The 26,759-nt window shown below is 72.6% G+C and carries 21 protein-coding genes, 1 pseudogene and 1 riboswitch; of the genes and pseudogenes, 13 read left to right on the top strand and 9 right to left on the bottom strand.

Translation table 11 applies throughout. From position 1 onward, the window contains the following. Positions 1-316: 316 nt before the first annotated feature. The 3 genes from ACWGB8_RS03425 to ACWGB8_RS03415 all read right to left on the bottom strand — a co-directional run bounded on the left by ACWGB8_RS03425 (position 317) and on the right by ACWGB8_RS03415 (position 1,966). Positions 317-913 carry a hypothetical protein gene (locus tag ACWGB8_RS03425; protein ID WP_452209796.1) on the bottom strand — a complete coding sequence of 199 codons (597 nt, stop codon included), beginning with the start codon at positions 911-913 and terminating at the stop codon, positions 317-319. 191 nt (positions 914-1,104) lie between these two features. Then, positions 1,105-1,284 carry a hypothetical protein gene (locus tag ACWGB8_RS03420; RefSeq protein ID WP_452209794.1) on the bottom strand — a complete coding sequence of 60 codons (180 nt, stop codon included), beginning with the start codon at positions 1,282-1,284 and terminating at the stop codon, positions 1,105-1,107. 106 nt (positions 1,285-1,390) lie between these two features. Further along, positions 1,391-1,966 (bottom strand): TetR/AcrR family transcriptional regulator, encoded by a 576-nt coding sequence (locus ACWGB8_RS03415; RefSeq protein WP_452209792.1) that lies wholly within the window; start codon positions 1,964-1,966, stop codon positions 1,391-1,393. 95 nt (positions 1,967-2,061) lie between these two features. Between ACWGB8_RS03415 and ACWGB8_RS03410 the strand changes: the two genes are divergently transcribed. Both ACWGB8_RS03410 and ACWGB8_RS03405 read left to right on the top strand, forming a co-directional pair. After that, positions 2,062-2,694 carry an NAD(P)-dependent oxidoreductase gene (locus tag ACWGB8_RS03410; RefSeq protein WP_452209790.1) on the top strand — a complete coding sequence of 211 codons (633 nt, stop codon included), beginning with the start codon at positions 2,062-2,064 and terminating at the stop codon, positions 2,692-2,694. A 2-nt stretch (positions 2,695-2,696) separates the two neighbouring features. Next, positions 2,697-3,644 (top strand): SGNH/GDSL hydrolase family protein, encoded by a 948-nt coding sequence (locus tag ACWGB8_RS03405; protein WP_452209788.1) that lies wholly within the window; start codon positions 2,697-2,699, stop codon positions 3,642-3,644. 497 nt (positions 3,645-4,141) lie between these two features. Here ACWGB8_RS03405 and ACWGB8_RS03400 read toward each other — a convergent pair whose 3' ends face one another. Next, the gene (locus tag ACWGB8_RS03400) at positions 4,142-4,753 is read right to left on the bottom strand and encodes a hypothetical protein (protein WP_452209787.1); all 612 of its coding nucleotides are present in this window, start codon (positions 4,751-4,753) and stop codon (positions 4,142-4,144) included. A gap of 507 nt (positions 4,754-5,260) precedes the next feature. Here ACWGB8_RS03400 and ACWGB8_RS03395 point away from each other — a divergent pair. Further along, on the top strand, positions 5,261-6,034 hold the full coding sequence (locus ACWGB8_RS03395) for a trypsin-like serine peptidase (protein ID WP_452209785.1): 774 nt from the start codon (positions 5,261-5,263) through the stop codon (positions 6,032-6,034). A gap of 120 nt (positions 6,035-6,154) precedes the next feature. On the opposite strand, the gene ACWGB8_RS03390 is transcribed toward ACWGB8_RS03395, so the two are convergent. Beyond that, a complete protein-coding gene (locus ACWGB8_RS03390; protein WP_452209783.1) occupies positions 6,155-6,598 on the bottom strand; it encodes a hypothetical protein in 444 nt (147 codons plus the stop codon). Positions 6,599-7,042: 444 nt separating this feature from the next. On the opposite strand from ACWGB8_RS03390, the gene ACWGB8_RS03385 reads away from it, so the two are divergent. The 8 genes and pseudogenes from ACWGB8_RS03385 to ACWGB8_RS03350 form a co-directional block, all read left to right on the top strand. After that, entirely contained in the window at positions 7,043-7,498 is a 456-nt protein-coding gene (locus tag ACWGB8_RS03385; protein WP_452209782.1) for a GNAT family N-acetyltransferase, read from the top strand. An 85-nt stretch (positions 7,499-7,583) separates the two neighbouring features. Then, positions 7,584-7,724, top strand: coding sequence for a hypothetical protein (locus ACWGB8_RS03380; RefSeq protein WP_452209780.1), 141 nt, complete (start codon positions 7,584-7,586; stop codon positions 7,722-7,724). Between the two features lie 98 nt (positions 7,725-7,822). Beyond that, entirely contained in the window at positions 7,823-10,345 is a 2,523-nt protein-coding gene (locus ACWGB8_RS03375) for an SEL1-like repeat protein (protein ID WP_452209778.1), read from the top strand. 531 nt (positions 10,346-10,876) lie between these two features. After that, positions 10,877-10,961: riboswitch (ZMP/ZTP riboswitch) on the top strand. A gap of 35 nt (positions 10,962-10,996) precedes the next feature. Further along, positions 10,997-12,154: a phosphoribosylaminoimidazolecarboxamide formyltransferase gene (locus tag ACWGB8_RS03370; protein WP_452209776.1), complete on the top strand. Its 1,158-nt coding sequence runs from the start codon at positions 10,997-10,999 to the stop codon at positions 12,152-12,154. Positions 12,155-12,316: 162 nt separating this feature from the next. Beyond that, positions 12,317-13,660, top strand: a complete 1,344-nt coding sequence (locus tag ACWGB8_RS03365; RefSeq protein WP_452209775.1) for a radical SAM protein — start codon at positions 12,317-12,319, stop codon at positions 13,658-13,660. Beyond that, the gene (locus ACWGB8_RS03360) at positions 13,657-14,697 is read left to right on the top strand and encodes an aminotransferase class I/II-fold pyridoxal phosphate-dependent enzyme (protein ID WP_452209773.1); all 1,041 of its coding nucleotides are present in this window, start codon (positions 13,657-13,659) and stop codon (positions 14,695-14,697) included. The genes ACWGB8_RS03365 and ACWGB8_RS03360 overlap by 4 nt, the downstream gene beginning before the upstream one ends. Before the next feature lie 123 nt (positions 14,698-14,820). Next, a complete protein-coding gene (locus ACWGB8_RS03355; RefSeq protein ID WP_452209771.1) occupies positions 14,821-16,296 on the top strand; it encodes a hypothetical protein in 1,476 nt (491 codons plus the stop codon). Between the two features lie 42 nt (positions 16,297-16,338). Further along, positions 16,339-16,662, top strand: a pseudogene (locus ACWGB8_RS03350) (phosphotransferase); the annotation flags it as partial. Positions 16,663-16,810: 148 nt separating this feature from the next. Here ACWGB8_RS03350 and ACWGB8_RS03345 read toward each other — a convergent pair. Further along, the gene (locus ACWGB8_RS03345) at positions 16,811-17,968 is read right to left on the bottom strand and encodes a carboxylate-amine ligase (RefSeq protein ID WP_452209769.1); all 1,158 of its coding nucleotides are present in this window, start codon (positions 17,966-17,968) and stop codon (positions 16,811-16,813) included. 747 nt (positions 17,969-18,715) lie between these two features. Between ACWGB8_RS03345 and ACWGB8_RS03340 the strand changes: the two genes are divergently transcribed. Beyond that, complete coding sequence (locus ACWGB8_RS03340) at positions 18,716-21,019, top strand: S8 family serine peptidase (RefSeq protein WP_452209767.1); 2,304 nt, start codon at positions 18,716-18,718, stop codon at positions 21,017-21,019. Positions 21,020-21,207: 188 nt separating this feature from the next. Here ACWGB8_RS03340 and ACWGB8_RS03335 read toward each other — a convergent pair whose 3' ends face one another. Further along, entirely contained in the window at positions 21,208-21,819 is a 612-nt protein-coding gene (locus ACWGB8_RS03335) for a TIGR03086 family metal-binding protein (RefSeq protein ID WP_452209765.1), read from the bottom strand. Between the two features lie 181 nt (positions 21,820-22,000). On the opposite strand from ACWGB8_RS03335, the gene ACWGB8_RS03330 reads away from it, so the two are divergent. Then, positions 22,001-23,269, top strand: coding sequence for a pyroglutamyl peptidase (locus ACWGB8_RS03330; protein WP_452209763.1), 1,269 nt, complete (start codon positions 22,001-22,003; stop codon positions 23,267-23,269). Between the two features lie 31 nt (positions 23,270-23,300). Here ACWGB8_RS03330 and recD2 read toward each other — a convergent pair whose 3' ends face one another. Next, positions 23,301-25,568: an SF1B family DNA helicase RecD2 gene (gene recD2 / locus ACWGB8_RS03325; protein ID WP_452209761.1), complete on the bottom strand. Its 2,268-nt coding sequence runs from the start codon at positions 25,566-25,568 to the stop codon at positions 23,301-23,303. Between the two features lie 165 nt (positions 25,569-25,733). Continuing rightward, entirely contained in the window at positions 25,734-26,693 is a 960-nt protein-coding gene (locus ACWGB8_RS03320; protein ID WP_452209760.1) for a hypothetical protein, read from the bottom strand. Positions 26,694-26,759: the final 66 nt, after the last annotated feature.

Genomic DNA, 26,759 nt, shown 5'->3' with positions numbered 1-26,759 from the left:
GCCCGCCTTCGAGTCATCGGCCTTCCCTCCTGGGGTCGGCCGGAAGGCGTCGCTGATTGATCTTGCCGCCCAGCTGCCCCGCTGTCCTCCACCGACTCCTGGAGATCGGCATCGCGAGCGGTCGGTTCCGGTCGGCAGGGGCCAACAGGAGAGTGAGTGCGCCGCCGAGTGGGCTCAGCGACTATGAGCATTCCCAGAAGAAGCGCCCTTCGCGGTGATCGGGGCTGACGAAGGCAAATCCGTAGCCGGAGCCGAAGTTGAGGACGTACGGATCGGCGTCGGCTTCGCCGGCGTCGCTGATCTTGAAGAGGAACTGTCAGGGGGACCCGACCCGCGCGTAGCAGTTGGGGTAGCAGGCGGATCCGCCGTAGTAGTCGTGCAGGTCTTCGCCGCCAGGAAGTCCGACGTCAGGGCCTTCGCCGCGCATGCCCCGCTCCCATGCGGCCTGCTCATCGATCGAACGGTCGACCTCCGGTGATACGGGTTGCAGGTCGACGTGCCACTCGACGGGGATCTCCGACTCGTCAGGCCCCCAGCACCAGAGCGTCCGACCGTGCGTTCCCGGCGGCCCGATGACCGCGAAGGAGGGGATGCGGCCGCCGGGTTGAATCAGCAGCACGCCGTCTCCGGCCTCCGGGTTCATCCCGCCCATGATCTGGTCCTCCTCGTCCAGGAAGAGGTAGGCCAGGTGGAGCTCGTCGCCGGGGACGGGGAACTGGCCGATGAACACCAAGGGCGCATTGGTACGCGGGTCCACGGGCCAGGTGGGTTCGGACAGCCAGACCGGATCACCGCCGAGCTTCGCCACCGGATCGGTGATCGGCCGCTCGGGCGCCCGAAGAACCATCTGCCGGCGCGGTAGGAAGGCAGCATCGTACGGCCCGGCCGCCTGCCCTGTGGGACGCGTGGTCATGCCGTGGACCTTACGACACCGTGCTGACGCACCCCCGCCGACCGCCGCATCCGAGCTGCTGGTGCTGACCTGTTCAGCACCACCGAGTACCGGAGACCACCAGTCCAGGGGATGTCCCAGGAGTGTCGGCGCTGGGGCGGGGGACGACGGGCAGTGGTCCAGGGGGCTGTTTCGATGAGGTGGCTCAGTGTTCAGCCGGTGCCGTAGCAGTCATCGGGTCCACAGCAGGTAGCCAGGGCGTGGGCTTCCTCGGCGGTGACAGGTTTGGTGATCGCGTCCAGCTGTTGGCAGCGTCCGTCGCTCTCTTCTTCGGTGGAGTCCCAGTCGGGCAGCGGGCCGTCGGCGACGAAGACCTGGACTTTGGTTCTCATGATGCACCGCAATGTTCCACGGCCTACGCGAGGCCTCCCGCAGAGCCTCGCCCCGACGACCGGATCGAGCCGGCGGACGCGGGGGCGTTCGCGGTGACCGCGCGGGTCACTGCAGGGGTGCGAGGACGGCCCGGACGAGGGCTTCGGCGCGCTTGCGGGGGGCGGGTGCGGCGGTGGGGCCCTCGGTGTAGTGGCGCAGGAAGGCCTCGTGGAAGCAGGCGCCGACGAGCAGTGCCGCGGCGGCGTCCGGGTCCGCGTCGGCCGTGATCCGCCCGAGGCCCTGTTCGGCACGCAGGTAGGCGGCGAAGCCGGTGACGGCTCGGTCGGGGCCGGCTCCGTGCCTGCTCATGGCCTCGCGGTGGGCGGCCATGCGCTGGGGATCGGCCAGCAGGGCGCCCAGCATCGGGATCGAGCGCTGGTAGAAGTCCATTGTCGCGTGGGCGAGTTCGGTCAGGTTGCCGGCGACGTCGCGTTCGCCCGGTCGGACGTCGACGCGGGACGGGCCGGGCAGGCGCTCCTGGAGCACGGCGAGCAGGAGCCGCTCCTTGTCGCCGAAGTACTTGTAGAGCGTGGGCTCCGAGACGCCCGTGGCCTGCGCGATCTCCTTGGTGGTGGCCTGGACCACGCCGCGGGTGCGCAGGATCTGCGCCGCCGCGTCGAGGATCCGCTCCCGCGTGCTCATGCTGCCTCTCTCCGGTTCGCATTGACAGGTTAGTGAACACTAGCCATTCTAGGGGCTAGTGTTCACTAACCCACTTCGACCTGGGGGAATCAGCCATGCGCATCACCGTTTTCGGCGCCACCGGCGGCACTGGCCGCCACCTCGTGGAGCAGTCGCTGGAGGCCGGCCACCACGTCACGGCCGTGGTCCGCGACCCGGCCCGACTCCCGCACACCGGCCACCCGGACCTGTGCACCGTGACCGCGGACGCCATGGACCCGGCCGCGATCCGCGAGGCCGTGGCGGGCCGGGACGCCGTCGTCTCGACGCTCGGGCCCCGCCACCGCACCGACACCTCGGTCTGCACCGACGGCGCCCGCGCGATCATCGCCGCCATGCACGCCGCCGGCACCCGCCGCCTGGTCGTCGTCACCGCCAGCGGCCACGTCGTCGACCAGGGCGACGGCCCGTTCACCCGGGCCGTCGTCAAGCCGATGCTGCGGCGCTACCTGCGCGAGGGCTTCGCCGACTTCGCCCGCACCGACGACGCGGTCCGCGCCAGCGGACTGGACTGGACGATCATGCGGCCCTCCCGCCTCACCGACGGGAAGCCCCGGCCGTACCGCACCGCCGTCGACCGGAACGTGCGCGGCGGCATCACCATCGCCCGCACCGACCTCGCCCGGGCCGTGCTGGCCGCGCTCGCCGACCCCGCCACCGCCGGCCACACCATCGGCCTGGGTTACTGACCATGACGAACGATGCAGCGACCACGACGAACGGCGTAGCGACCGTGACCGCGACGGACGGCGTACCGTCCGTGACGAACGAGAAGCCCCCGAAGCGGCGGATCACCCGGCGGCGGGCACTTGCCGCCGTTCTGGGGCTCGCCCTCGCGGGGACCCTCGGCGCCGCGGGAACGGTCGGCTGGCTCACCTTCCTGCGAGCCCCCGAGAACGCCCCCGCCGCGGCCTGCGGCCACGCACCCGCCCCGGGCGATCGCCCCGTCGTGGTGGCGGCCGGCGCCAGCATGACGCGGGGCACGCTCGGCGCCGACTGGGTCGGCGCACTGCGCGCACGGCCCGAAGCCCAGGGCCACGAACTCGTCAACGCCGGGGTCAACGGCAACACCACCGCCGACCTGCTGGAGCGGGTCGACTCCGATATCGTGGCGTGCCGGCCGACCGCCGTCACCCTGCTGATCGGCGCCAACGACGTCCGCGAGGACGTACCGCCGGAGCAGTACCGCGACAACCTGCGGGCGATCGTCGACCGCATCCGGGCCGGGACGTCCGCACGGATCGCCCTGCTCTCCCTGCCGCCGCTCGGCGAACGCCTCGACGCCGGACCCAACCTGCGGCTCGCCGCCTACAACGCCGCCGTCCAGGAGGTCGCCGACCGCACCGGGGCCGACTACCTGCCCCTCAACGAGCGGATGGTCGACCTGCTGCACCAGCGGGGAGGCAGCCCCCGGACGTACGACTTCGGGTTCGCCCTGGCCTACGGCGCGGCGGCCCAGCACTACCTGCTCGGCCGCACCTGGGACGACGTCGCCCGCAGCAACGGCCTGCACCTGTGCGTGGACCACCTCCACCTGAGCGATCGCGGCGGCGCCGTGGTCACCGATCTCGCCGCCGCCTGGCTCGCCGGCCCGGGCGGTGGCCCCACGGCTGCCGGTCCGGCTGTCGGCGGGCCGTGAGTCCTCCGTCGGACCGCCGCCGCCACGGCATGGCCGGACGGCGGCGGCGCGGTCGGCCCGCGACCTGGGAGGAGGCCGCCGCCGAGGCGACGGCTCACCGCTTCGCGGGGACCGGCTGCACCGGCCGATCCCCGCGCGCCGATCCACAGAACGCCACCCCTGTACGGGTTCTGACGGTCTGACAGTGTCGCGCGTCGATTGCGACCAAGGGGTCCATCTACGGCCGCCAGGGCTTGCCGCCTCCCAGCGCCTCCACCCGCGCTCCGTCACCCCCGTGCTGCTCACCCCCGATGTGCGGCCGCCGGCGTGATCACCCAGCGCCTCCCGGAAGCCGTTCTGCGCGGATGCCCACCGCCCGGCCCCGCCGACATCCGATCTGGCCGTCGGCGAGACGTATACCCGGTCCACCCGCCATAGAAAGGGCACCGAACCACGCCGAACCGATACAAATCGTTGAACGTCAAGTTGCGCGAGCAGCAGGCACCGGTTCGCGGCCGTCAGGCGAGGACGAGTGCGATGACGGCCTCCGGGAATGCGGTGTGGATCCGGCCGTCGGGCCTGGCGGTGAGTCCGTGGACGGGGCGGACGAGGTTGAGGTCGACCGGGGAGCCCGTGCCGGGGCGGTAGAGGCGGACGAGGCCGTCGGCCCAGGCGGCGGCGGTGAGAACGCCGTCGGGGGTGGCGGTGGCGGTGGCGGCGACGGCTGTGACGGCGCCGGGGCGGGTGTCGATGCAGGTGGGTCGCAGGCCCCGGTGGTACCAGTGCCAGACGGTGTCGTCGCCGCCGCTGATCTGGAGCAGGCCGCCGGTGGTGGGGGTGAGGTCGAGGGTGGTGACCCGGCCGCGGTGGAGCGAGTCGGTGTACAGGCGGCCGCCCGCCGTGAGGGTGTGCGACACGTGGCCGGCGTCGTCGCCGGTGGCGAGGACCTGGCCGTCGCCGCCCTCGGCGCACGCCGCCGCGGTGAGGCCGCAGTTGCTGCGGCGGGTGAGGTCGTCGAGCACGGTGCCCAGCCGGTCGGCCGGCGCTTCCTCTGGCGAACCGCCGGCGGGAACGGTGGTCACGGCGCCGTCGCGGCCGAGCAGGACGAGGGTGCCGTCGTCCGCCCACACCGCGATCCGCTGGTGTGCGGCACCGGCCAGCGCACGACGTGCCCGGTGAAGTGCTGCTGCACGGCCGCGTTGCCATGGCCCCGCAAGCCGCCTGATCCATACGTGAGTGAAACTCGTTACCGGAATCTGATGTTACTGATGAAGGGGTGAAACGCTCCCTGGACGGGAATCCGACGTCCCATCCCTACAGTGCCGAACATGTCGCATACCCACGGCCGGAAAGGCCGTCACCACATCGGGGCCCGTAGCCGAGCACGCGCCCAAGTCGTACTGATCGCTATCGTGTTGGCCGCGGGCCTCGCGATGGCTGCGCCCGCGGGGGCCGCAGCGAAGAACGGGGCCGGCAGAAGCCGGGCGGTCGTCCATCCGGAGGCGGTCACGGCCGCGCAGCAGCAGGCCGTTCTGGACTACTGGATTCCGGAGCGGATGGCCGCCCTGACCCAGCCGTCGTCCGGAAACCCGCCCAGGAGCGGGCCCGACGGAGCTCCGTGGACCGGTGCCGCTGCCGTGAACAGGACGGTGGGCAGGCTGTTCTTCACCAACCACGGAGAGGACGAGAGCTGTACCGCGACCGTCGTGAACAGCGCCAACCGCAGCACCGTCGTCACGGCGGCGCACTGCGTCAACAGCACCGACCTCGTCGGTGAGAACAACGAGTGGCTGTCGAACGAGATGTTCGTCCCTGGCTACCACGACGGCCTCGCGCCGTACGGCAGGTTCGTCGCACGCGCTGGGGTGGTCGACGCCACCTGGCTCCTCAACGACCAGCAGAACGCCGGGTTCGCCGCGTACGACCAGGCGTTCCTGGTCCTGAACAGCAACGCCGAGGGCAAGCGTGTGCAGGACGCCGTCGGTGTCGCGCAGCGCATCGGCTTCGACCGGCCGGGCGGCGCTCCGGTCCACGAGTTCGGCTATCCGCGCGAGGCCTCGGGCGATCCCGCGCGTGCGGGCCTGCCCGAGTTCACCGGGGCCAGGCTCGCCCACTGCGCGGGACGGACCCGAGAGCACCCCGGGACCGAGGACCACCCGGAGCCGCGGGGCCAGTGGGGTGCCCCCTGTGTGATGGGCGGCGGCTCCAGCGGCGGCCCCCGCATCGCCGACTTCGACCCGTTCTCCGGGATCGGCACCGTGGTGGGCGACAACACCCAAGGCGCCTACCTCAATCCCGCGGGCCTGGTCTGTGACACCGGCACCACCACCTCCTGCACCCGGCACCTGGTCGGCCCGCAGTTCACCTCCTCGATCACCAAACCGCTGTACAGGGCCGCCCAGAGCGCCTGACACGCAGGGTCGGAGCGTCACCGGAGCCGGGGCAGGCGGCCAAAGCCCGGTCCCGGGACCGGGCCCCGGGACCGGGCTCCGGTCCCGGGGGCACCTGTCCGGGCTCCGGGGGTGGGGCGGTCAGGCCTTCGACGACACCGCGGGGGTCCACCAGTCGCCCCAGTAGCCGCTGGCCTCGCGGTCGCGGTACATCGGATAGCCGGCGGTGCTCATCGCGCCGATGGTGAACGCGCCGGACGTGCTCTGGGCGGTGAACTCGACGCCGCTCGCCATCTTGCCGCCGAGGGAGACCCAGCCGTGCGTGCGGCCCCCGCCGACGGTCCAGTTGTGCCACACGGCGCGATCGGTGCCGATGACGAAGACCTCCTGGGTGCCGTCCCGGAAGGTGAACGTGGTCGTGCCGCTCGCGCCGTAGGCGCCGCCGCAGTAGAACTTGCCACCCCACTGCTTGCTGGTGCAGTTCGACTTCACGGCGCTGCTGTCGGCCGCGTTGGCGGGCCCGGCGGCCAGCCCGACGCCGGCGAGAACCGCCGCGGCGGCCACTGCGGCCTTGATCCTCTTCATTCGTCCTCCAGGCTCGGTTCGGATCACGTCCAGGGCGGGCGGGGTCCGTACCCGTACTGACGGATCGTCAGGTACGTTGGGTTCATCCACGGCCCGGTCGACGGGGGTGAGGACTTCGCTGCAGTCGGACGGGCCGGTCACGTCGATCCCCTGGAACGGCACGTCGGCCGGACCTGGTGCCGGGGTTGCCGCACTGCCCGCTCTCCGTGCCGGTGTACGTGGCCGGCATGGCGTTCACCCCCCGTCCGATGCAACGGAGCTGGGTCCTGACGTTGCGTCGATGTCAGGAAGGTTGCGACGATCTCCGTTGAAGACCATGCCATCGGGGGCTCTTCGGGGATCGTGGGATGCCCCAGGGCCGTGGACCGAGGAGTGGCCCTGATCGCCGACGATCCCGTAGACGCCCGTGAGGGCCCGAGCCGCCTGGAAGGTGGGCCGAGAACCATGGCCGACATCGTGGAACCACGCCCGGTCACGCCGGAGAACCACCAGGCGTGTCTTGCCCTCAAGGTCCATCCGGAACAGGAGGGTTACGTCGCCCCGAACGTCGACTCCCTGGCCCTTGCGTACGTCCACCCGGCCGCCGAGGCCAGGGTCGTCTACCGCGGGGACGAACCGGTCGGGTTCGTCCTCTTCCACTCGATCGACGAGAAGCGGCCGAGCGAGGGTCACAGCATCGTGCGCTTCATGGTCGACCGCAGTGTCCAGGGTCAGGGGATCGGTCGGCGGGCACTGGAAGCCGCACTCGACTGGATCGTGCGTGAGCGACGGTCCCCTGTCGTCCAGTTGAGCGTCGAGCCGGAGAACGTCCGGGCGCGCAGGTTCTACCGCGCGGCCGGCTTCGAGGAGACCGGCGAGATCGACGAGGGTGAGATCGTGTTGCGGCGGACACTGCCCTGACCCGGCGCTCGCCGGGCGTTGCCGAAGGGCTGAGCTATCGGCGTGAGCCGTACGGGAGGGGCCACCGGGTGGGACAATTCCGGCCATGGGGGCTGTGTCGGCCGGGAGTTGGGGGTGGGTGCGGGTGCGTCACGTCGACCTGTGCGACATCCGCGCCATCGGGCGCGGGCCGGTCGCGGCCGGCGGTGCCCTGACCTGCATCGACCTGACCAGGCCCCACCGGTGACGCCGCCGGCCTGGCCCTGGAGGAGGTCCGCCAAGGACGGCGCAGCCGCCGGCCACGACGGCGTGGGAGGCTCCGCAGGCCGGACCGGTGGTGGCGGTGTGGGCGGGGAAGCCGGCCGCCCGCAGGACACGACGGGCGCCTCGGACGCGAGCAGGCGGCAGGACACCGTGGCCGCGCACGCGGGCGGCGGCCCGGGGCAGCCCGCCACGGGGGTGTCGTCCTCGGTGCGGGTGGTGACGGCCGTCGCGGGGGCGACCTCGGTCGGCGGGGATCTGACGGTCCATCACCACCATTGTGGCCTGTCCGGCGAGATGGTACGGAGGGCGGGAGAGGGGGAGGTGGTGGGCCGGCCGATCGGCGAGTGGGACCCGCACGACCTGGAGGTCCATCCCGCCGCCCGGGCCGCAGCCGGGGCGGGTGCACGGCAGGAACGGGTACTGCCCGGCTACGTCCCGCGTGCCCACGACCGCGACCTGGCCGAGGCCGTACGGGAGGCGGCGGCCGGGCACAGCCGGCTCCTGGTGCTGGTCGGGTCGTCGTCGACGGGCAAGACGCGGGCGTGCTGGGAGGCGGTGCGCCCGCTCGCCGAGGAGGGCTGGCGGCTGTGGCACCCCTTCGACCCCACCCGGGCCGAGGCCGCGCTCGCCGATCTCGCCCGGGTCGGGCCGCGGACGGTGGTGTGGCTGAACGAGGCGCAGCACTACCTCGGTGATCCACGGGTCGGTGAGCGGGTGGCTGCCGCGGTGCACGGTCTGCTGACCGATGCCGGTCGCGGGCCGGTTCTCGTGCTTGGCACGTTGTGGCCCCAGTTCGCCGGAGAGTACGCCGCGTTGCCTGTCGCGGGTGGGGCGGATCGGCACAGCCGGGTGCGGGAGTTGCTCAGCGGTCGTACGGTCGCGGTTGCGGAGGTGTTCGACGCCGCCGCACTGGCTGCCGCGAGGGTCCTGGCGGGGCGGGGGGACGGGTTGCTCGCCGATGCCCTGGCCCGCGCCGACGCCGACGGGCGGGTCACGCAGGACCTCGCCGGTGCCCCGGAGTTGCTGGTGCGCTACGAACAGGGCACGCCCGCGGCCAGGGCCGTGGTGGAGGCGGCGATGGACGCGCGCCGTCTCGGCGCCGGCCTCCACCTCCCACAGGCCTTCCTCATCGACGCCGCCGCCGACTACCTCACCGACACCGACCACGACGAGCTCGCTGACGACTGGGCCGAGCAGGCATTCGCCGAACTCGCCCGACCCGTCCACGGCCGCCAGGCACCCCTGCGCCGCGCCGCTCTCCGTCCGCGGCGCCGACCACCCGGCACCCCGCCACCGCCCACCGACACGGATTCCGCGGGGCCGGGAACGTCGGGGTCGGGAACGTTGGGGCCGGGAACGTCGGGGCCGGTGTACAGGCTCGCCGACTACCTTGAGCAGCACGGTCGTGCGTCCCGCCGGCTCCTGTGTCCGCCCGCGTCCTTCTGGCACGCCGCCTTCACCCACCTCGGCCCCGACGACCTCCACCGCCTCTCCGAGGCCGCCCGGGCTCGGCAGCGCCTCCAATGGGCCCACCATCTGCTCAACCGCGCCGCCCGCGCCGGCCACCCCGAAGCCCTCTACAGCCTCGCCGTGAGACTGGATCGGGACGGGGACCGGGAGGGTGCCGAAGCCCTGTACTGGCGGGCCGTCGATGCCGGCGACCCCTTTGGTCTGCACGCTCTCGCCTGGGTACGGGAGGCGGCCGGGGACCGGGAAGGTGCCGAAACCCTGGCCCGGCGGGCCGCTGACGCCGGCGACCCCTATGCCTTGGCCGGTCTCGCCCGGATACGCGAGCAGGCCGGGGACCGGGACCTGGCCGAAGCTCTGGCCCGGCGGGCCGCCGATGCCGGCGACCCCTATGCCGTGGACGGTCTGGCCCGGATACGTGAGCGGGCGGGGGACCGGGCAGGCGCCGAAGCCCTGTACCGGCAGGCTGCCGCCGCCGGCGATCCGTATGCCCTGCATCGCCTGGCACGGATGCGGGAGCGGGCCGGGGAGCGGGAGGGCGCCGAAGCCCTGTACCGGCAGGCTGCCGACGCCGGCTACCCCCGTGCCCGGTACAACCTCGCGCGGATGCGGGAGGAGGCCGGGGACGGGGACGGTGCCGAAGCCTTGTTCCGGCGGGCTGCCGATGCCGGTGCCCCGGACGCCTTGCATCGTCTCGCCTGGATGCGGGAGCGGGCCGGGGATCGGGAAGGAGCCGAGGCCCTCGCCCAGCAGGCCGCCGGTGCCGGCTACACCGATGCCCTGCACGACCTCGTGCGGATGCGGGAGGAGGCCGGGGACCGGGAGGGTGCCGAAGCCCTCGCCGGGCGGACGCTCCGGGCCGGCCACCCCCGCGCCCTCCGCAGCCTCGCCTTGATGCGGCGGGAGGCCGGGGACGGGGAGGGTGCCGAAGCCCTGTTCCGGCAGGCGGCCGATAGCGGAGACCCGGACGCCCTGTACCGCCTCGCCCTGATGCGGGAGGAGGCCGGGGATCGGGAAGGAGCCGAGGCCCTCGCCCAGCAGGCCGCCGGTGCCGGCAACCCCAATGCACTCCACGACCTTGCCTGGATACGGGAGTTGGCCGGGGACTGGGAGGGTGCCGAAACCATAGCCCGGTAGGCCGCCGACGCCGGCCACCCGGACGCCATGGACCGTCTTGCCCGGATGCGGGAGGAGGCCGGGGGCCGGAGCGGCGCCGAAGCCGTAGCCCGGCAGACCGCCGGCGCGCAGCACGGCACTGTCTCGCCCGGTTCGGTGTGGTGGAAGTACGGGCTGGATCCCGACGGCACTCCCACGCGCCCGTGGCGGTAGCCGCCGAGTCGCCCGGCCGGTTCGGATGATCTCCCGACCGATGAGATGCGCCCGGCCGGCACACGCACCAGATGCCCTGTCCCGGTGCCGGGCCCCTGCAGGTGAGCAGGCCCGGCCGGACCTGCTCACCTGCGGAAGGCCCCGGTTCCGCTACCCAGACCGCCCGGTCCTGCGGCAGGGCGAACGCCCGGTCGCGGCCCTGCAATCGGCCGCCCCGATACCCGGCCGCGGCCCTGCAACCGGCCGCCCCGAGGCCGGCCGTGGTCCCTGGTGCCCCTTCCGCTGCCGCGAGTGCGGAACCATGTGCGAAACCAGGTGTGGGCTCCTGCGGGTAGCATCGTGTCCGGTCGCGACTGGCGAGGGTGGAGAACCACCGGGGAGCGACCGTGTTCCCGCGTGAGCGTCGACCGCCTGGGCGCCTGCGTCAGTGATGTTCCCGCTGACGAAGGAGGCTATGACGTGGATCTGCGCTATGGGATCAACCCGCAGCAGGTGGCTGCTTCTACCGCGCCGGTGCAGCTCGGCCGGTTGCCGGTCCGGGTGTTGCAGGGCAGCCCGTCCTACATCAACATGCTGGACGCGCTCAACAGCTGGCAGCTGGTGCTGGAAGCGAGCCGAGCTCTGAACCGGCCGGCCGCGGCCTCCTTCAAGCACGTCTCGCCCGCCGGTGCGGCCGTGGCGGGACCCGTTGATGACGTCACCGGCGAGCTCTACGGCATCGACCGCGACAGTGTCGGTGCGCTCACCAGCGCGTACCTGCGCGCCCGCGACGCCGATCCCAAGTCCTCCTACGGCGACTTCGCCGCCGTGTCGCACCCGGTCGACACCGAACTCGCCGAACTGCTGTCCCGCGTGGTCTGCGACGGCGTCATCGCCCCCGGCTACGCCCCCGGCACCGTCGCGACGCTCAGCAGGAAGAAGAACGGCCGCTTCCTGGTCATGGAAGCGGACCAGGCGTTCACACCCCCGCAGCACGAGGCACGGGAGGTGTTCGGCCTGCGGCTGTCCCAGCAGCGCGACGAGGTGAGGTTGTCCACCGCCCTGCTGGACAACGTCGTATGCGGCACGCTGCCGACCACGGCGGCCGAGGACCTCCTGCTGGGCCTGGCGGTCCTGCGCTACACCCAGTCCAACTCCGTCTGCTACCTGCGTGGTGGGGCGACCCTGGGCATCGGTGCCGGCCAGCAGTCCCGCGTCGACTGCACCCGCCTGGCGGGCGCGAAGACCGACACCTGGTGGCTGCGGCGCCACCCCGCCGTCCGTGCGCTCTCCTTCCAACCGGGCACCCGGCGCCAGGACCGCATCAACTGGCAGATCCGCTACATCGAGGGCGACCTCACCCCGGACGAGAGCGCACGCCTGTCGACGGTCCTGTCCGCACCCGCACCCGAGTTGACCGACGAGCAGCGCAGGCAGTGGCTCGCGGGACTGGCCGAGGTGGCCTTCGTCTCGGACGGCGCCCTGCCGTTCCGCGACAACGTCGACCACGCCCACCGGCACGGCGTTGCCTACATCGCCGAACCGGGCGGATCCATCCGATCCACCGACGTCGAGGATGCCTGCCGCGAGCATCGGATCGCTCTCATCCGCACCGGACTCAGGCTGTTCCACCACTGAGGATCCCGATCAGGTCCCCGCTCCACCCGGCGGGGACCCGCCGGGGCCCTGCTGCCCGCCGGGCCTCCACCCGGCCTTCGAGGCTCTGCCGGCCCCGATGCCGGAGCGCCGATCCCGAAATATCAATGATCAGTAGGAGACCCGTTCATGCATGATGACGGGATGAACCGTAGCGACCAGCGCTTCCACGTCATCGTGCTGTCGAACTTCGCGAAGGGCTTCGACAAGTACGCGTTCGCCTACGGGAAGGCGGGCATCCCGGAGAGTACCTACCCCGACCGGTTCCACCTGCTGACCCGTGCGGAGTTGGGTATCGGCATCGGCAAGGCGCGACGCCTGCTGGACCGTCTGGCCATTCCGGGCGACCGGCTGCTGGTGCTGGAAACCGCGGTGGACCCCGACGCGCTGGTGCCCAACGTGTCGACCGGCCTCGGCATGGAACTGCACGAGCCCCGCGTCCGGTTGTCGGCCGTCCACGAGCTCGACCAGGTGGGCGACGACGAGTTCACGCTACGCCCGACGACCGTCGAGGATGCGATGGCGGCTTCCCTTCACCTGCACGGATCGGCACTGCGTCGCTACGCCGACATGCGACCGCGCTCGGTTTCGATTCTGCCGGTCGCTTCCGCCTGCCAGGCCCGGTGTTCGTTCTGCTTCTCCGCGGCCTCGATCTCCACCGACCAGGCGCCGGCACGCGTCCCGTGGGACCTGGTCGGCCCGTGGCTGGAGCGCGCCCGTGCGGCGGGTGCCGAGCGTGCGGTGATCACCGGCGGCGGGGAGCCCACGCTCATACCGTTCGATCAGCAGCTGAGGCTGGTGTCCGCCTGCTCGGCGGCCTTCCCGAAGGTCGTCCTGATCACCAATGCGCACACTCTGGCGAAGGGCACGCACGCCGACCGGGCCGACCGACTGGCCGCGCTGGGCTCCGCAGGCCTGAGTGTGCTGGCGGTCTCCCGGCACCACCAGGACGACGCCGTCAGCGAGCGGCTGATGATGCTGCGCACACCGGTGAGCTCCGTCGTCGACACCTGGCGCTCGGGACGTGACCGCTGGCCGGGGCTGCGGATGAGGCTGATCTGCGTGCTCCAGCACGGCGGTGTGGCCGATGCGGCCGGCGTCGCCGACTACCTGTCGTGGGCAGCGGCGCTCGGTGTCGAGGAGGTCTGCTTCAAGGAGCTCTACGTCTCCACCAGTACGGAGTCGCTCTACTTCGAGCGCGCCGCCAATGTCTGGAGCCGGGAGCACCAGGTCTCGCTGTCCGTCGTCACCCGGTTCGCCGAGCAGCACGGCTTCGAACCGGCGAGCCGCCTGCCCTGGGGCGCGCCGGTCTACGACGGCAGCTGGGACGGCCGGCCGATACGGATCGCCGCCTACACCGAGCCCAGCCTGCTCTGGGAGCGCACCCACGGGATCGCGCGCAGCTGGAACGTCCTGGCCGACGGGCGCTGCTACGCCTCCCTGGAGGACCGGGCCAGCGAGATCGTGCCGGAAGGGGCGGTGGCATGAGGTACGAGGAGTTCCAGGAATTCCGGCAGCTCCGGCTCAAGGCCGCCCCGTCGCTCCTGGACGCCGCCGAGACCAACGTGTACCGGGCGCTCGCTCCGCTGCAGCCGGAGCCGCCGACCGACGTGAGGACGGTGTACCGGTGCGATCTCGCTCGTGCCTGGCTGCGGCGGTACGAGCTGCCGGAGGAGTGGTCCGGCCGCGCCATGGTCTCCCGTGGGGTCCGGCACGGGCTCGGTGTGGTGTTCCACCGGCTGCGCGCCGTGCAGGCGCGGCTGTGGCTGCCCGGCGACGTGTACCCGGTCTACTTCGAGCTGGCCCACGCGGCGGGCCTGGTGCCCGCGTCCTACCCGACACTGCCGGCGCCGGTCCTGCCGAGTGCGCCGGCGGACGACCGGCCCGAGTACCTGCTGCTCGCCAACCCCAGCAAGCCGCTCGGCCGGTACCTGTCCGACGCCGAGTGCGATGCGGTGATCGCATGGCTGGGGGAGTCACCTCACCGCTCCCTGCTGATCGACAGCGTCTACGACCTGGGAGCCCCGCTCGCCGCCGGCACTCGGCGACTGCTGGACACCGGTCGTGCGGTCCTGCTGCACTCGGTCACCAAGGGATGGCTGTGGCCACGTACGTTCGGTGTGGTCCTGCTGGGCCCGGAGCAGGCCGAACTGGCCGCCGCGTTCCGGGCGGATCCGCCGACGCCGGCCCAGCTCCTGCTCGCCGACCGCCTGCTGACCGAGCACCGCGACGTGCCCCGGCAGGTCGTCGACGAACTGGCCGCACGGGCTGAGCGGTTGTTCGAACGGTTGCCGGACGAGGTGCTCGGGGCGATTCCCACGGCGAGCCGGACCTGTCCCGGCAACTACTTCTTCCCGGTCGACATCCCGGCGGAGACGCTCCGGCGCGAGTACGGCGTGCTCGCCGTTCCCGTCAGCGTGTTCGGGGAGAGCAACTGGTCCGGCTCCGTCCTGACCAGCCTCGCCGATGCAGCCCGGGGAGGTCCTTGGCCTCCGCGTGCTTCCGGTCCAGCAGGGGGAGTGTGAGGATCCGGGTCCACTGACAGTTGATGTCGGTGGAACCCTCCTATCGCCCGTCGAGTAGGCCTTGATCGGTGTGCGCCCGAGCCCGGTAGCGTCGAATCGAAGCCCGACTGGCATCCTGGCCCCATGGACGTTGACGCCGTGACTCCGCTCCACCTCGCCAAGGTGATGGACGGGTTGGCGATCAACCCCGCCTTGCCGGCTCCCCTGATCCGGCGACTGTTCGGATGGCGGCGGGGGATGGGGGAGGTGGCGCGGCGCCCGGACCTCACCGAGGCCATGGTCGCCGAGATCGTCGCGATCGACGACCACCGGCTCCTGCACAGCCTGGCGCTCAACGACCGGCTGCCGGACCGGTTCCGCATCCGTCTGGCCGCCCATCGGGACAGCGCGGTGCGGTCCGCGCTCGTTGTCCGCGCCGCGACCGCACCGAGGGAGATGCTGGAGCAGCTCATCGACGATCCCGATCCAAAGGTCCGCGAGTTCCTGGCTCAGGGCCATCACGTGCCGTCGGACCTGCGGGCCCGCCTCGCTGCCGACTCCGACCCGGCGATCCGCGCCGTGCTGGCGAGGCACTGGACACAAGCACCGGAGGCGGTCCGCCGGATTCTGCTGACCGATCCCGAGGCCACGGTCCGCGCCGCGGCCTGTTCGACCTACTACGTGCATCGGCCGCATCCGACACCGCCCGCGGACCTGCTGCCGGCGCTGTTGGCGGACCCGGTGACTCGGGCGGGCGCGGTGATTCACGCCGTTCTCGACGCGGACACTCTCCAGCGGCTCGCCGAGGATCCGGACAGCGACGTGCGCGCCGAACTCGCCCGGCACCCCGATCTGCCGCCATCGGTCCGCGACGTCCTTGCCGTCGATCCGGCCTTGAGCGTCCGGGTGAAGGTCTTTGCCCGGCCGGACACGCCCGAGCAGGTGCGGGCCCAGATCCACGCCTCGGTCCACGAGCTGCCTCGCTCGACGGCTGATCCGGGCCCTGACGCGGACGACGAAACGGTCCTGCAGTGGTTCCAGAACGAGTTCGCGCCCACGGAACTGCGGATCCTGCGGCTGCCCTGGGTGACGGCCGATCCGCTGCCGCACATCGACTCGCCCTATGTCAGCTTCCGGGTCTCAGCGGCCGCCGGCAAGGCCCTTCCCGCCGACGCGGTGGCCCGACTGCTCGACGACGAGGAGGAGATGGTCCGCCTCACCATGGCGCACACCGCCCCGCACCTGGTCGATCTCGCGACCGCCGAGAGCATCGAGCGCCGCTACCGGCCCCGGCGGGACAAGTTCACGTTCTGGTGGGACACAGCGGAGGTCCTGACGTTCCCGCCGGCAGCCCTGCGCCGCTTCGTCACCGACCCCGAGCCCCGGCTCCGTTCCTTCGCACCCCGTGATCCGGACTTGCCCGCGGAACTCGCCGAGAAGCTGGCCGCCGACCCCGAAGACCGCGTTCGCCGCGCGGTCGCGTCCCACCGAAACCTCCCGCTCCCATCCCTGTGCCGGCTCCTCGCCGACCCCTCGGAGAGCGTGGCGGAGGCCGCTGCCGCCTCGCCGTTCCTTCCCGTCGAGCGCATGGAGTGGCTGCTGACCCGGGCGGGCTTGTAGCCGTCAAATCGTCGAGCTGGTGCGGCCCGCGATCATCCACGTCGCCCTGGTCGTCCGGTTGAACCGCAGCCCGCCCCGCGCACCCCGCGTACTCGGCCCGCCGAATCCACCCGCTTCCACGCCGAGCAGCTGCCGCTGGTCTACCGGCACGGCGACTATGCGACCCGGAACTGGCTCTACGACGAGGCGACCGGCCGGCACGGCCTGATCGACTTCGCGATGGCCGAGTACGGTGTCGCCGCGGCGGAATTCGTGTGGCTGTTCGGCGCGCTCCGGCCGCTGCGCCCCGGCCTCCGCGCTAGCCGCGCCGCCCCGTCCCGCAGCCGCGGCAGGTGTGCGAAGCCTCGGCGAGGTCGGCGTCGGTGAGCACCGGGGTCTCGCCGGAGGGCAGCTCGATGCCGCGGGCGATGCCGCCCTGGCCGACCTCCGGCCGTCCGGCTCGCGCACCCGCGGTGTCCTCGGACCGTGCACCTGCGGCCCCGCCCCGCTCAGGCCGTCGCTCAGGCCACCCCTCTCAGGCCGCCGCGCTCTGCGCCGCGATCATCCCGATCAGTCCGGAGCGCCCGTGTTCGGCCAGGTGCCGGCGCTGGCGTTCGGCGCCGTTGCCCTCGTTCAGCAGGCGGTCGACCAGCGGGACCACCGCGCGGGTGTCGCCCAGTTCGTCCATGACCGGAGTGAGCGCGGCCAGCATGGAGCCGACGAGCTCGCCGGCCGGCCGGGACAGTCCCGTCGCCGGATCGTGCAGGGTGCCGTCCATGCCGTACCGGGCGGCGTGCCACCCCGCACCGTCCAGGCTCTCCGGCGTCCGCTCCGGCGTGGGACGTCCGGCGGCCGCATCCCGCATCGCCGTGACGACCAGCGCGCGCACCAGCCCGGCCAGCATCACCGCCTCGTCGGCGCGCAGCTGGACGTCCATCGCGCGCAGCTCGACGGTCGGGAACTTCGCCGAGAGCCGGGCCTGCCAGTACAGCTGTCCGCGGTCGCGGATCAGCTGGGCCTCCAGCAGGTGGTCGATGCGGCGCTCGTAGTCCTGCGCGTCCGCGAAGTACGGCGGGATCCCGCTGATCGGCCAGCGGCTGAAGACCACCGTGCGCCAACTCGCGTAGCCGGTGTCGGAGCCGTACCACAGCGGCGAGTTGGCCGACAGTGCGATCAGCACCGGCAGCCAGGGCCGGAGGCGGTTCAGCACCTCGACTCCCGTCTGGGGGTCGGGCACGGCCACGTGCACGTGCATGCCGTTGATGAGCGCCTCGTCGGCCAGCCGCGACATGTTCCGCCTGATGGAGCGATAACGCGGGGCGTCGACGATCGCCGGGGGCGTGGAGGGGGCGTACGGGGCGGTGCCGCACGCGGCGAGCCGGCAGTCGGCCGTCTCGGCGGCGGCCGCGAGCGCGTGCCGCAGGCGCAGCAGATGGCCGCCGACCTCGGCGAGGTCCCGGCAGACCGGGGTGGCCACCTCGACCTGCGCCTGGAGCAGCTCGTTCTGCAGCTCGGTGTGGTGCACGGCGGGGTGCAGTCCGGCCTCCTCCTGCACCGCGTCGACGTGCGGCAGCGGCAGACCGCTGTCCGGGTCGAGCAGCAGGTACTCCTCCTCGACGCCGACGGTCGGACGGTCGCCCGCATCCTGGGTGATCCGGCCGTCACCTTCTGTAGCGTCGGTGTCGGTGCCCATAACTCCAAGTTACCCGCCCATCCGGTGGCCAACCGGGGCACAGGCGGTGCCGGCCCGCCCCACCGGACGGGCCGGCCTGGGCCCAGGCCCGGGAAGCCGGCGACGGCCCCGGGCGCGGCCTCGACTCCGGAACGCCGTGGGCGACGCTTGGATAGGTCGACCTCGTCGCGGTCCCGCGGTGTCGCCGACCGGGCTGCGACCGGGCACCAGCCGGACCACCACCAGGACCGCCGCGACCAGACCTCCGCACGGTGTGGCCGGCTCCCACCCCCCACCGCCGGCGGCCCAGGACCTCCCCGCTCAGCGCATCCGGATCCGGTCCCCACGGCCGGGCGGACGGGAGGGAGGGCGTGAGGGCAGGCGGGTGCCAGGGCGGGAGGGTCGAAAGGACGCGACCGGGGGTGCGGCGGGCCCCGGGTGCCCGTGGGCGGTGACCCTCCGCGCGCCGGGCGGCGTGGTGATCGACCGGAACCCCGGGGAAGGTGGGGGTGAACGAACCCCATAATCCTTCCGGATGGCAAATCACCGATAACGCATGCCGCCGAACATTTCATTACGGATGGTCACTTCCCGCCGTCCGCAGCCTACTTCGGTGAGGCCGAATCCGCAGGTTCCGGTGAGGCTGTACCTGCAGGTCGGCGGTACATTGAAAGTGGATATGCCCACGGTCGATCCTGGCCGGCGGAATCCCCTTTCCCGTTCTCGACTATTCCCTATGTTCCTGCGCTCCGGAAGGGGGCGATTGCCATGCGTGTGATCGCCTACTACATGCATGAATCCGAGGAAGCCGCGGCACTGAGCATTCTCGGAAACTCCTCGTCCACCGGGAGTTTCGTCGTCGGGGACGCCCAGGAGAGCGACCTGCCGCGTCTGGAGCAGGCCGGGCTGACGGTCGACCGGCTCGACGGGGACGGCCGGGCCGAGTCCTCGCCGCTGGCCCGTTCGCTGATCGCCGCGCCGGGGTCCGCCGCCTTCTCCGCGGCGGAGGCCGCGCCCGAGGCCGAGGCGATCCCGCTCGACCCGGGAACGCCAGGTCAGTGGGTGCTGCGGCTGGGCGAGCCGCTGCTGGAGGCCTACCGGGAGCAGATCCGCGCCACCGGCACGGTGCTGCAGCAGGCCTTCCCCTCCCGCGCGTACCTGGTCACGGCGACCCCCGAGCAGGCGGAGACCGTGGTCAACCTGCCCTTCGTCAAGTCCGTGGAGCGCTACGGCCCGCGGCTGGCCGCTCCGGTGCGGCTCGCGGCCGCCGAGCCGGGTGGTGGCGCCGGCGGGGCGGTCGAGGGCGGCGGGCCCGACGCCGCTGCAGCGGCGGAGGCCCAACCCGCCGCCCGCACCTGGGACCTCGTGGTGACCGACGAGGCCGTGCGCCCGTCCGTCCGGGGCTGGATCGCGGCCCGGGTGGACGACCCCGCCGCGACGATCCTCGCGGAGAGCGGACGCCGGCTGCGCATCCGGCTGCCCGCCGGCTCGCCGCTGGAGAACGAGATCAAGCAGGTCCCGGGCGTCGCCGAGATGAGCCAGTATGTGCCGCCGCGGCTGCTGAACGACGTCGCCCGCGTCCTGCTGGGTGTCACCGCGAACGGCAACCCCGGCACGGCCGACCTGCCGTTCCGCGGGAACGGCCAGATCGTCGCGGTGGCCGACACCGGACTGGACCCCACCCACCCGGACTTCGCCGGCCGCGTCGTCGACACGGTGGCGCTGGGCCGGCCCGGCGACAGCTCCGACCCGCACGGCCACGGCACCCACGTGTCCGGCTCCATCCTCGGCGACGGCTCCGCGTCCGCGGGCGCCCTGCGGGGTGTCGCGCCCGAGGCGAGGCTGTACTTCCAGTCCGTCCTGGACCGGAACAACGGCCTCGGCGGTCTGCCGCTGTCCCTGGAGGACCTCTTCGAGCCCGCGTTCCAGGCCGGCGCCCGCATCCACAACAACAGCTGGGGGGCGGCGACCGAGGCGGCGTACACCGCCAACTCCGACGACGTCGACGCGTACGTGCGCCGCCGCCGCGACATGCTGATCATCATCGCGGCCGGGAACTCGGGCACGGCGGCGGAGGTGCGCCTGCGCTCGGAGCAGGGGTTCGTCGACTGGCTCTCGGTGGAGTCCCCCGGGTCGAGCAAGAACGCGCTGACCGTCGGCGCATCCCGCACCAGCCGGACCGACGGACCGACCGGCGACGGCGTCACCTGGGGTGACTGGCGCAATCCCACTCCGCCGATCATCCCCTTCCCCGATCCGCCGATCGCCGACGAGAAGGTCTCCGGCGACCCGCAGGGGCTGGCCGCGTTCAGCAGCCGCGGTCCCTGCGACGACTGGCGGGTCAAGCCCGATGTCGTCGCCCCCGGTACCGACATCCTCTCGGCGCGCTCGGCCGCCGCACCGAAGAAGAACTACTGGGGCCTGCACGAGAACACCAGGTACGCGTTCATGGGCGGCACCAGCATGGCCACGCCGCTGGTCGCGGGGTGCGCCGCCCTGGTCCGCGAGTACTACGTGCAGGAGCGGCAGGCCAGGCCCAGTGCCGCCCTGCTCAAGGCCACCCTCATCAACGGGGCCACGACGCTGACGGGCCAGGACGCGGCCGCCGTCGATTCGCACTTCCAGCAGGGGTTCGGCGCCGTCCACCTGCCCACGACGGTGCCCAACCCCGGCAACCCGGACCTCGTGCTCGGCTTCTTCGACAACTGGGAGACCCCCGCCCAGCAGCTGGACACCACCGGCGACCGGATGCGCTTCTCGGTCGAGGCGGCGGCCGGCATGCCGCTGCGGCTGTGCCTCGCGTACACGGACCTGCCGGGCCGGGCCCTGCAGAACGACCTCAGCGTGCTGGTGCAGGCCCCCGACGGCACCAAGCAGATCGGCAACTCCGGTCTGCCCGCCCAACTGCTCGCCTCGGACTGCGTCAACAACGTGGAGGTCGTCCGCTTCCCGACGCCGAAGCCCGGCAAGTACCTCATCCAGGTCTTCGCCCGCAACATGCTGAAGGGGCCTCAGGACTTCGCCCTGGTGGTCACGGGCAAGCTGACGACCCCCCTCAAGCGGGTGCCCTGACCATCGATCCCGCGTGAAGGCCCGAAGCCCCGCCGGACAGCCGGCGGGGCCGCGGGGCGCTCACCGGAGCTGCTCACCAGGATGTGCCCTTGCGCAGCGCGCGACCGCCGCTGTCGCTGTCGCGGGTCGGTCGGTCGTCAGCGGGCCGACGTCCGGCGGTGCGGTGGGGCGGGTCGGTGGGGGCGTGGTCAGATGCGACCGGCGGACCACGCCGGGTCGCGGCCGGTGAGGGCCAGCAGCTGCTCCTCGGCGTCCGCGCCCGGCGGCGCGGTGAACGGCGGGTCGAACAGGCCGGTGCCGGCCAGATCGCGGTAGCCGTGGAACTCGTCGAGCGCGTACCGGGCGGAGGCCGGCGGCATCCGTCCGCGCTCGTCCAGGGCCCGGGAGAGGTCCCAGGCGTGCACGACGGTCTCGGCGACCAGTTCGCGGGCGTACCCGCCGACGTCCCGCATCCCGTAGGGGAGGTGGACCAGGAGGTCGGGGGCGCCCGGCTGGTCGAGGGCGCGTTGCGCGCTGCGGACGGCCATCGCCCAGACGCCCAGTGGGTTGCGGCCGAGGACGTCGCCCTCGAAGCGGTGGCCGATCTGCTCCGGTGTGTAGCCGGCGACCGCCTGGCACACCCACAGGTGCTGGGCGGCGAGGTGGTTCACCAGCGCGCGCACGTCCCAGTCGCGGCACGGGGTGGGCGCTGTCCAGCGGTCCTCGGACACGGAGCGCAGCAGCCGGGCCACTTCGGCGCCGGTGGCCGCGTAGTGTGCGCGGACCTCGGTGTGGAATCCGGTGGGATGGGGACATTCCATCGCCGGGCCTCCGTTCCTGCCCTGCTCACTCCCAGTTAACCGCTACGGGGCGTGACCCGCCAGGGGGTGGGGGCCTGTTCTGCTGCGGGCTTCCCGGTTCCGGCGCTGCCCGCGGTCACCCTGGGTGGCGAAGGCGAGGCGCTCTGGTGAATCCGGGGAGGGTATCTGTAATGTCCACGCCATGACGACCGCCCGGCGCCGGGTCGCACTCGCCGCGACCCTCATCGGCGCTCTCGCCGCCTCGATCCTCCCCGCCGCTGCCACCGCCCATGCGGTCAACCCCTCCTGCCGGACCGTCGAGTCCGCGCCGCTGGACCGCGAACAGTCCCGCACCACCGACCCGCGGACCGCCGCCCTGACCGAACGCGCCGGCTTCGGCGACTTCGTCCGCCGGTTCCCCGCCGCCCTGTGCACCGCCCGCAGCGCCGCCGAGGCCGGCCGGCTGGTCGACGCCTGGGGCGCGTCCCTCTGGCGGGCCGGCGTCGACCGCGCCCAGGGCCGCCGCCCCGGGGGCGACCTCCCGGCCGCCGACGACCGGCCGCTGTACTGGACCAGGGTCGCGATGACCGTCCGACTCGCCCGCTGGCAACCGGACTTCACCGTCGACCGGGCCGCCCTGCGGCAGCGCTTCGAGGACGCCTCGCGGGGCCTGACCGACGGCGGGTTCAGCGGCCGTCAGGGCGTGCGGCGGATCTTCGTGAGCGGCTTCGACCCCTTCGGCCTGGACACCGAGCCGCGCCGCGCCAACCCCTCCGGCTCGGCGGCCCTGCAACTGAACGGCCGACGGATCACCCTGGCCGACGGCACCCCCGCCGAGATCCGCTCGGTACTGTTCCCCGTCCGCTACGGCGACTTCGACCGCGGCATCGTCGAACGCGCCTACGCCCCACGCCTCGCCCCCGGCCCGCGCGCCGCGGAGCTCATCACCACCATCAGCCAGGGCTACCCCGGGCTGTTCACCCTGGAGGCCTGGGCCGGTCGCGCCCGCTCCGCCGACCCCTACCCCGACAACACCGGCGCGCTCTCCGGCGGCACCCGCGCGCACCCCGTCACGGCGCCCGGCCTCGGCCCGGGTGCCGAGTTCATCGCCACCAGCCTGCCCACCGGGCCGATGACGGCCGTTCAGCAGCCCTACCCGGTCCGGCTGAACACCGCCGTCACCGAGATCCCCGCCGGGGCGAGCGGCCCGGTCGACCGGGAGGACGGCCCGACCCCCGGCTCGCGGGCGGTCGCCGGCGGCGGCGGAGGCTACCTCTCCAACGAGGTCGCCTACCGCACCAACCGGCTGCGCCTGGAACTCGCCCCGCACCTGCCCGGCGGCCACCTGCACACCCCCGTGCTCGACGGCCTCCCGGCGCAGCCCGACCTGCTCACCGGGCCGGCCTTCGAGCGGAACGAGGCCGCGATCACCGGCGAGGTCCTCGACATCCTGCGCCACACGGCGGGCTGACCGGGAGGGCGCCGGTGGCACTCCGTGCGGGTCAGCACAGGGTGGTCTGGCCATTGCGGTGGACGCTGGGGCGGGGCAGGAGCGTGTCGCCGGTCAGGGCTTCGTGGAGCCGGAGCGCGAGCGAGGAGTTCCGGGGGTCCGCAGGCCTCTTGATCGCCATCGCCAGGGCTTCGGGGTCACCCACGACGACCACGAGCCGGCGGGCGCGAGTGACCGCGGTGTAGAGGAGGTTGCGGCGCAGGAGCAGGTACGACGAGCTCTTCGTGAGCGGCACGACGACGATCGGGTACTCGCTGCCCTGGGAGCGGTGGACGGTGATCGCGTAGGCGTGCAGGAGTTCGTCGAGTTCCTCGAAGCCGTAGACGGCGGCTGCGGCGTCGTCCATGGTGACGTGGATCCGGCGTTCCTTGTCGTCGATCGCGGTGACGGTGCCGGTGGTGCCGTTGAGGACGCCCTTGCGCGGGTCGTTGCGGATGGCGATGACCCGGTCCTTCAGGCGGAAGGGCCGGCCGTCGGCGAAGTGCTGGGGCGAGCCGTCCTGGTGGGGGTTGACGGCGCCCTGGATCGCCAGGCCGAGGTCGCGGGTTCCGGCAGGTTCCTTCGTCGCGGGCGCGAGGACCTGGATGTCGTCGGGCCGAACCGGGTAGGTGCCGGGGAGCCGACGGGTGACGAGGTCCACCACGGTGTCGCTGATCCTGTGGTCCGGTACCGCCAGGAACCAGAACTCGCCGCCGTTCACGGTGTCCTCGCCGCGGTTGATCCGCTGGGCGTTCACAGGAATGCTGCTGGCGCCGTCCTGACGGAAGATCGTGCTGAGCCGGGTCCGCGGGATCTCCGCCACGGACAGGAGATCGCGCAGGACCTGACCCGGTCCGACGCTCGGCAGCTGGTGAACGTCACCGACCAGCAGCAGGTGTACCCCGGGGGCGAGCTTGCCGAGAAGCCGGTCCAGCAGGGCCACCTCCAGCATGGACGCTTCATCGATCACCACCAGATCGGCTTCCAGCGGATCGTGCGCGTCGAAGAGGCTCAGCGGCCCGGTGTCCTCCTCCTTCGGCTTGCCGATCATCCGGTGCACGGTCGTGGCCGGCCGGCCGGTGAGCTCGGAGAGCCGCTTGGCCGCGCGGCCCGTGGGCGCGGCCAGGCCGACCCTGCCGCCGACCGATTCGACGAGGTCGAGGATCGACTTCACGGTGAAGGACTTCCCGCAGCCCGGGCCGCCGGTGAGAACCGACACCGGCTCGGTGACGGCCATCAGTACCGCCGCCTCCTGCTCCGCCGTGAGCCGGGTGGCACTGTCGAGCAGCGGCAACGGCTCCCTGCGCCAGGGGTGCAGGGAGGCCAGACGCGTTCCGGTGCTCTGCAGCCGGGCGATGCGCGACGCCGCCGACGTCTCCGCCCCGTGCAGTCGCGGGGTGAACACCGCCGGGCGCAGCCGCCCGCGGTGGGGGAGGTCCTGGAGGACGACCCGGCGCTCGCCGACGAGCACGTCGAGCTGCTCGGGCAGGAGAGCGGCCAGGCCTTCGTCGCGCAGGTTCTCCGAGGTCGCGCGGAACAACTCGTCGTCGTAGAGGAAGGTCTGTCCGTCGCGGACGGCGGAGTCCTCCAGGGTGTGGACCAGGGCTGCCCGTAACCGCTCCGGGCTGCGCTCCGGCCAGCCGAGGGCCAGAGCAAGTCTGTCGGCGGTTGTGAAGCCGATCCGGTAGACCTCGGTGAGCCGGTACGGGGCCTCCTGGACGATCTCCAGCACGTCGGTGACATCGTGCGCCTCCTGCCGCTCCACCCGGAAGTGGTGCGCGATCCGCGGGGCATGGGTCGGGGAGATCCCGGCCCCCTGGAGGAGCACCATCAGCTGGCGGATCTCCTGGTGGACCTGCCAGGCGGCGACGATGCCGGCGTAGCGGGCCTCCCCGATCAGGTGCACCTCCCGCAGCCGGCCGGGGGAGGTGTCGATGACGTGCAGGGTCTCCAGCTCGAAGTGGTCGACGATGGCGTCGGCCAGCTTCGGGCCGATGCCCTTCACCAGACCTGATGCCAGGTACCTGCGGATAGCGTGCAGCGTGGCCGGTTCGACGTAGCGGCACTCCACGGCGTGGAACTCGGCCCCGTAGACAGGGTGCTGGGCGTGCGTCCCGGTCAGCTGAAGCGTCTCGCCCGGCTGGACGCCGACGAGCACCTCACCCTTCGCCGTCAGGCTCTCCCCGCCCTCCAGACCCAGCCGCAACGCGGTGAGGCCGTTACTGCCGACGAACAGGATCCGTTCGACGATGCCGTCCACCGTCATGCCGTGCTGCGCCATGGTCCATTCTCTCTCGTCACGTCCCGGCCCGGCGGCCTCCCCCGCCGGGCCGGGGGTCGGTACGTGGGGCAGGTGCTTGTCGCGCCCCGGCAGGGCCTGCCCGAACCCCACCCCGACCGGCCGACGTCAGTGCGGGGTGCGGGGTGCGGGGTGCGGGGTGCGGGGTCAGGGGGCCGCACCGTGGTCGCGGGCGACGTCGAGGAGCGCGGTCGTCACCATGCCCGCGAGGGCCACGACGAAGGGGACGAACTCGCGGGCGTCCGTGTGCTCGGCGAGGCGGAAGGTGAAGTCGTCGCCGTGCCCGGGGCCGGGGTGGCTGATCTCGTCCCTCAGCAGCGACCGCGCGAACCACGCGGGCGTGTGGGAGGCCCACTTCTTCCGCTGGTGGCTGTAGTAGACGGTCTCGGTCCACACCTCGGCGAATCCGACCGAACCCGGGGGTGACCAGCCGGGCGTCAGGGTCAGCGTCTCGTAGGCGCGTGCATGGCCGTCGTAGTTTCCGTACCACCACTGGTCACCGGCGGGGGCCCAGGGCAGGACCGGCAGCTCGACGCTCGGCGGCGCGACGTGCCGCGGCCAGTCGAGGACGAGACGCCAACCGCTCACGGAGTCATGGTAGTTCACGGTGAAGGTCCGGATCCCGGGGCTCCCGGCCGCGTGGAGGGCAGCCCCCACCCGCTCGGTGGTGGAGACGATCTCCTGCTCCGCCGCCTGGAGCGTCCGGGTGTTCACCGTCGCGCTGAGGACGTCGCGCCACCACGCGGAGAACTCCCCGGCGCCGACCACCTCCTCCGCCGGACGGCGCGCGTCCTCCCCCCATTCCACCCGGGTGCAGCCGCGACCGGCCAGCACGACCAGGATCTTCGCCACCTCACGTGCGGTCAGCGCGGGTTGCCCATGGAGGCGGGCGTCATGGCGAAGGACGAGGAGCGTGTGCCCCGCGTACTCCCAGGTCCACGCCCGGAGGTCCGCGGCCCTGGAGACGTCGGCCCACCGCGCCTTCCAGCGGTCCCGGGGGACCGGCTGGCCCGCAGTTGGAGACGCCTGGACGGTCCACCTCGACGAGGGATGGGTCCAGTAGTCGGCCAGGTGCTCGACGGCCGACACGCGGAAGTCGTCGAGCACCCCCACGGCCTCCCCGCCCCCCCCACCCCCGGCGGTTAGGGGGGGGTATGACCCGCAATACAGTTC

Source organism: Kitasatospora sp. NPDC054939 (assembly GCF_053610105.1).
The sequence above is the reverse complement of the archived record's forward strand: the minus strand, read 5'-3'. Positions and strand labels throughout refer to the sequence as shown.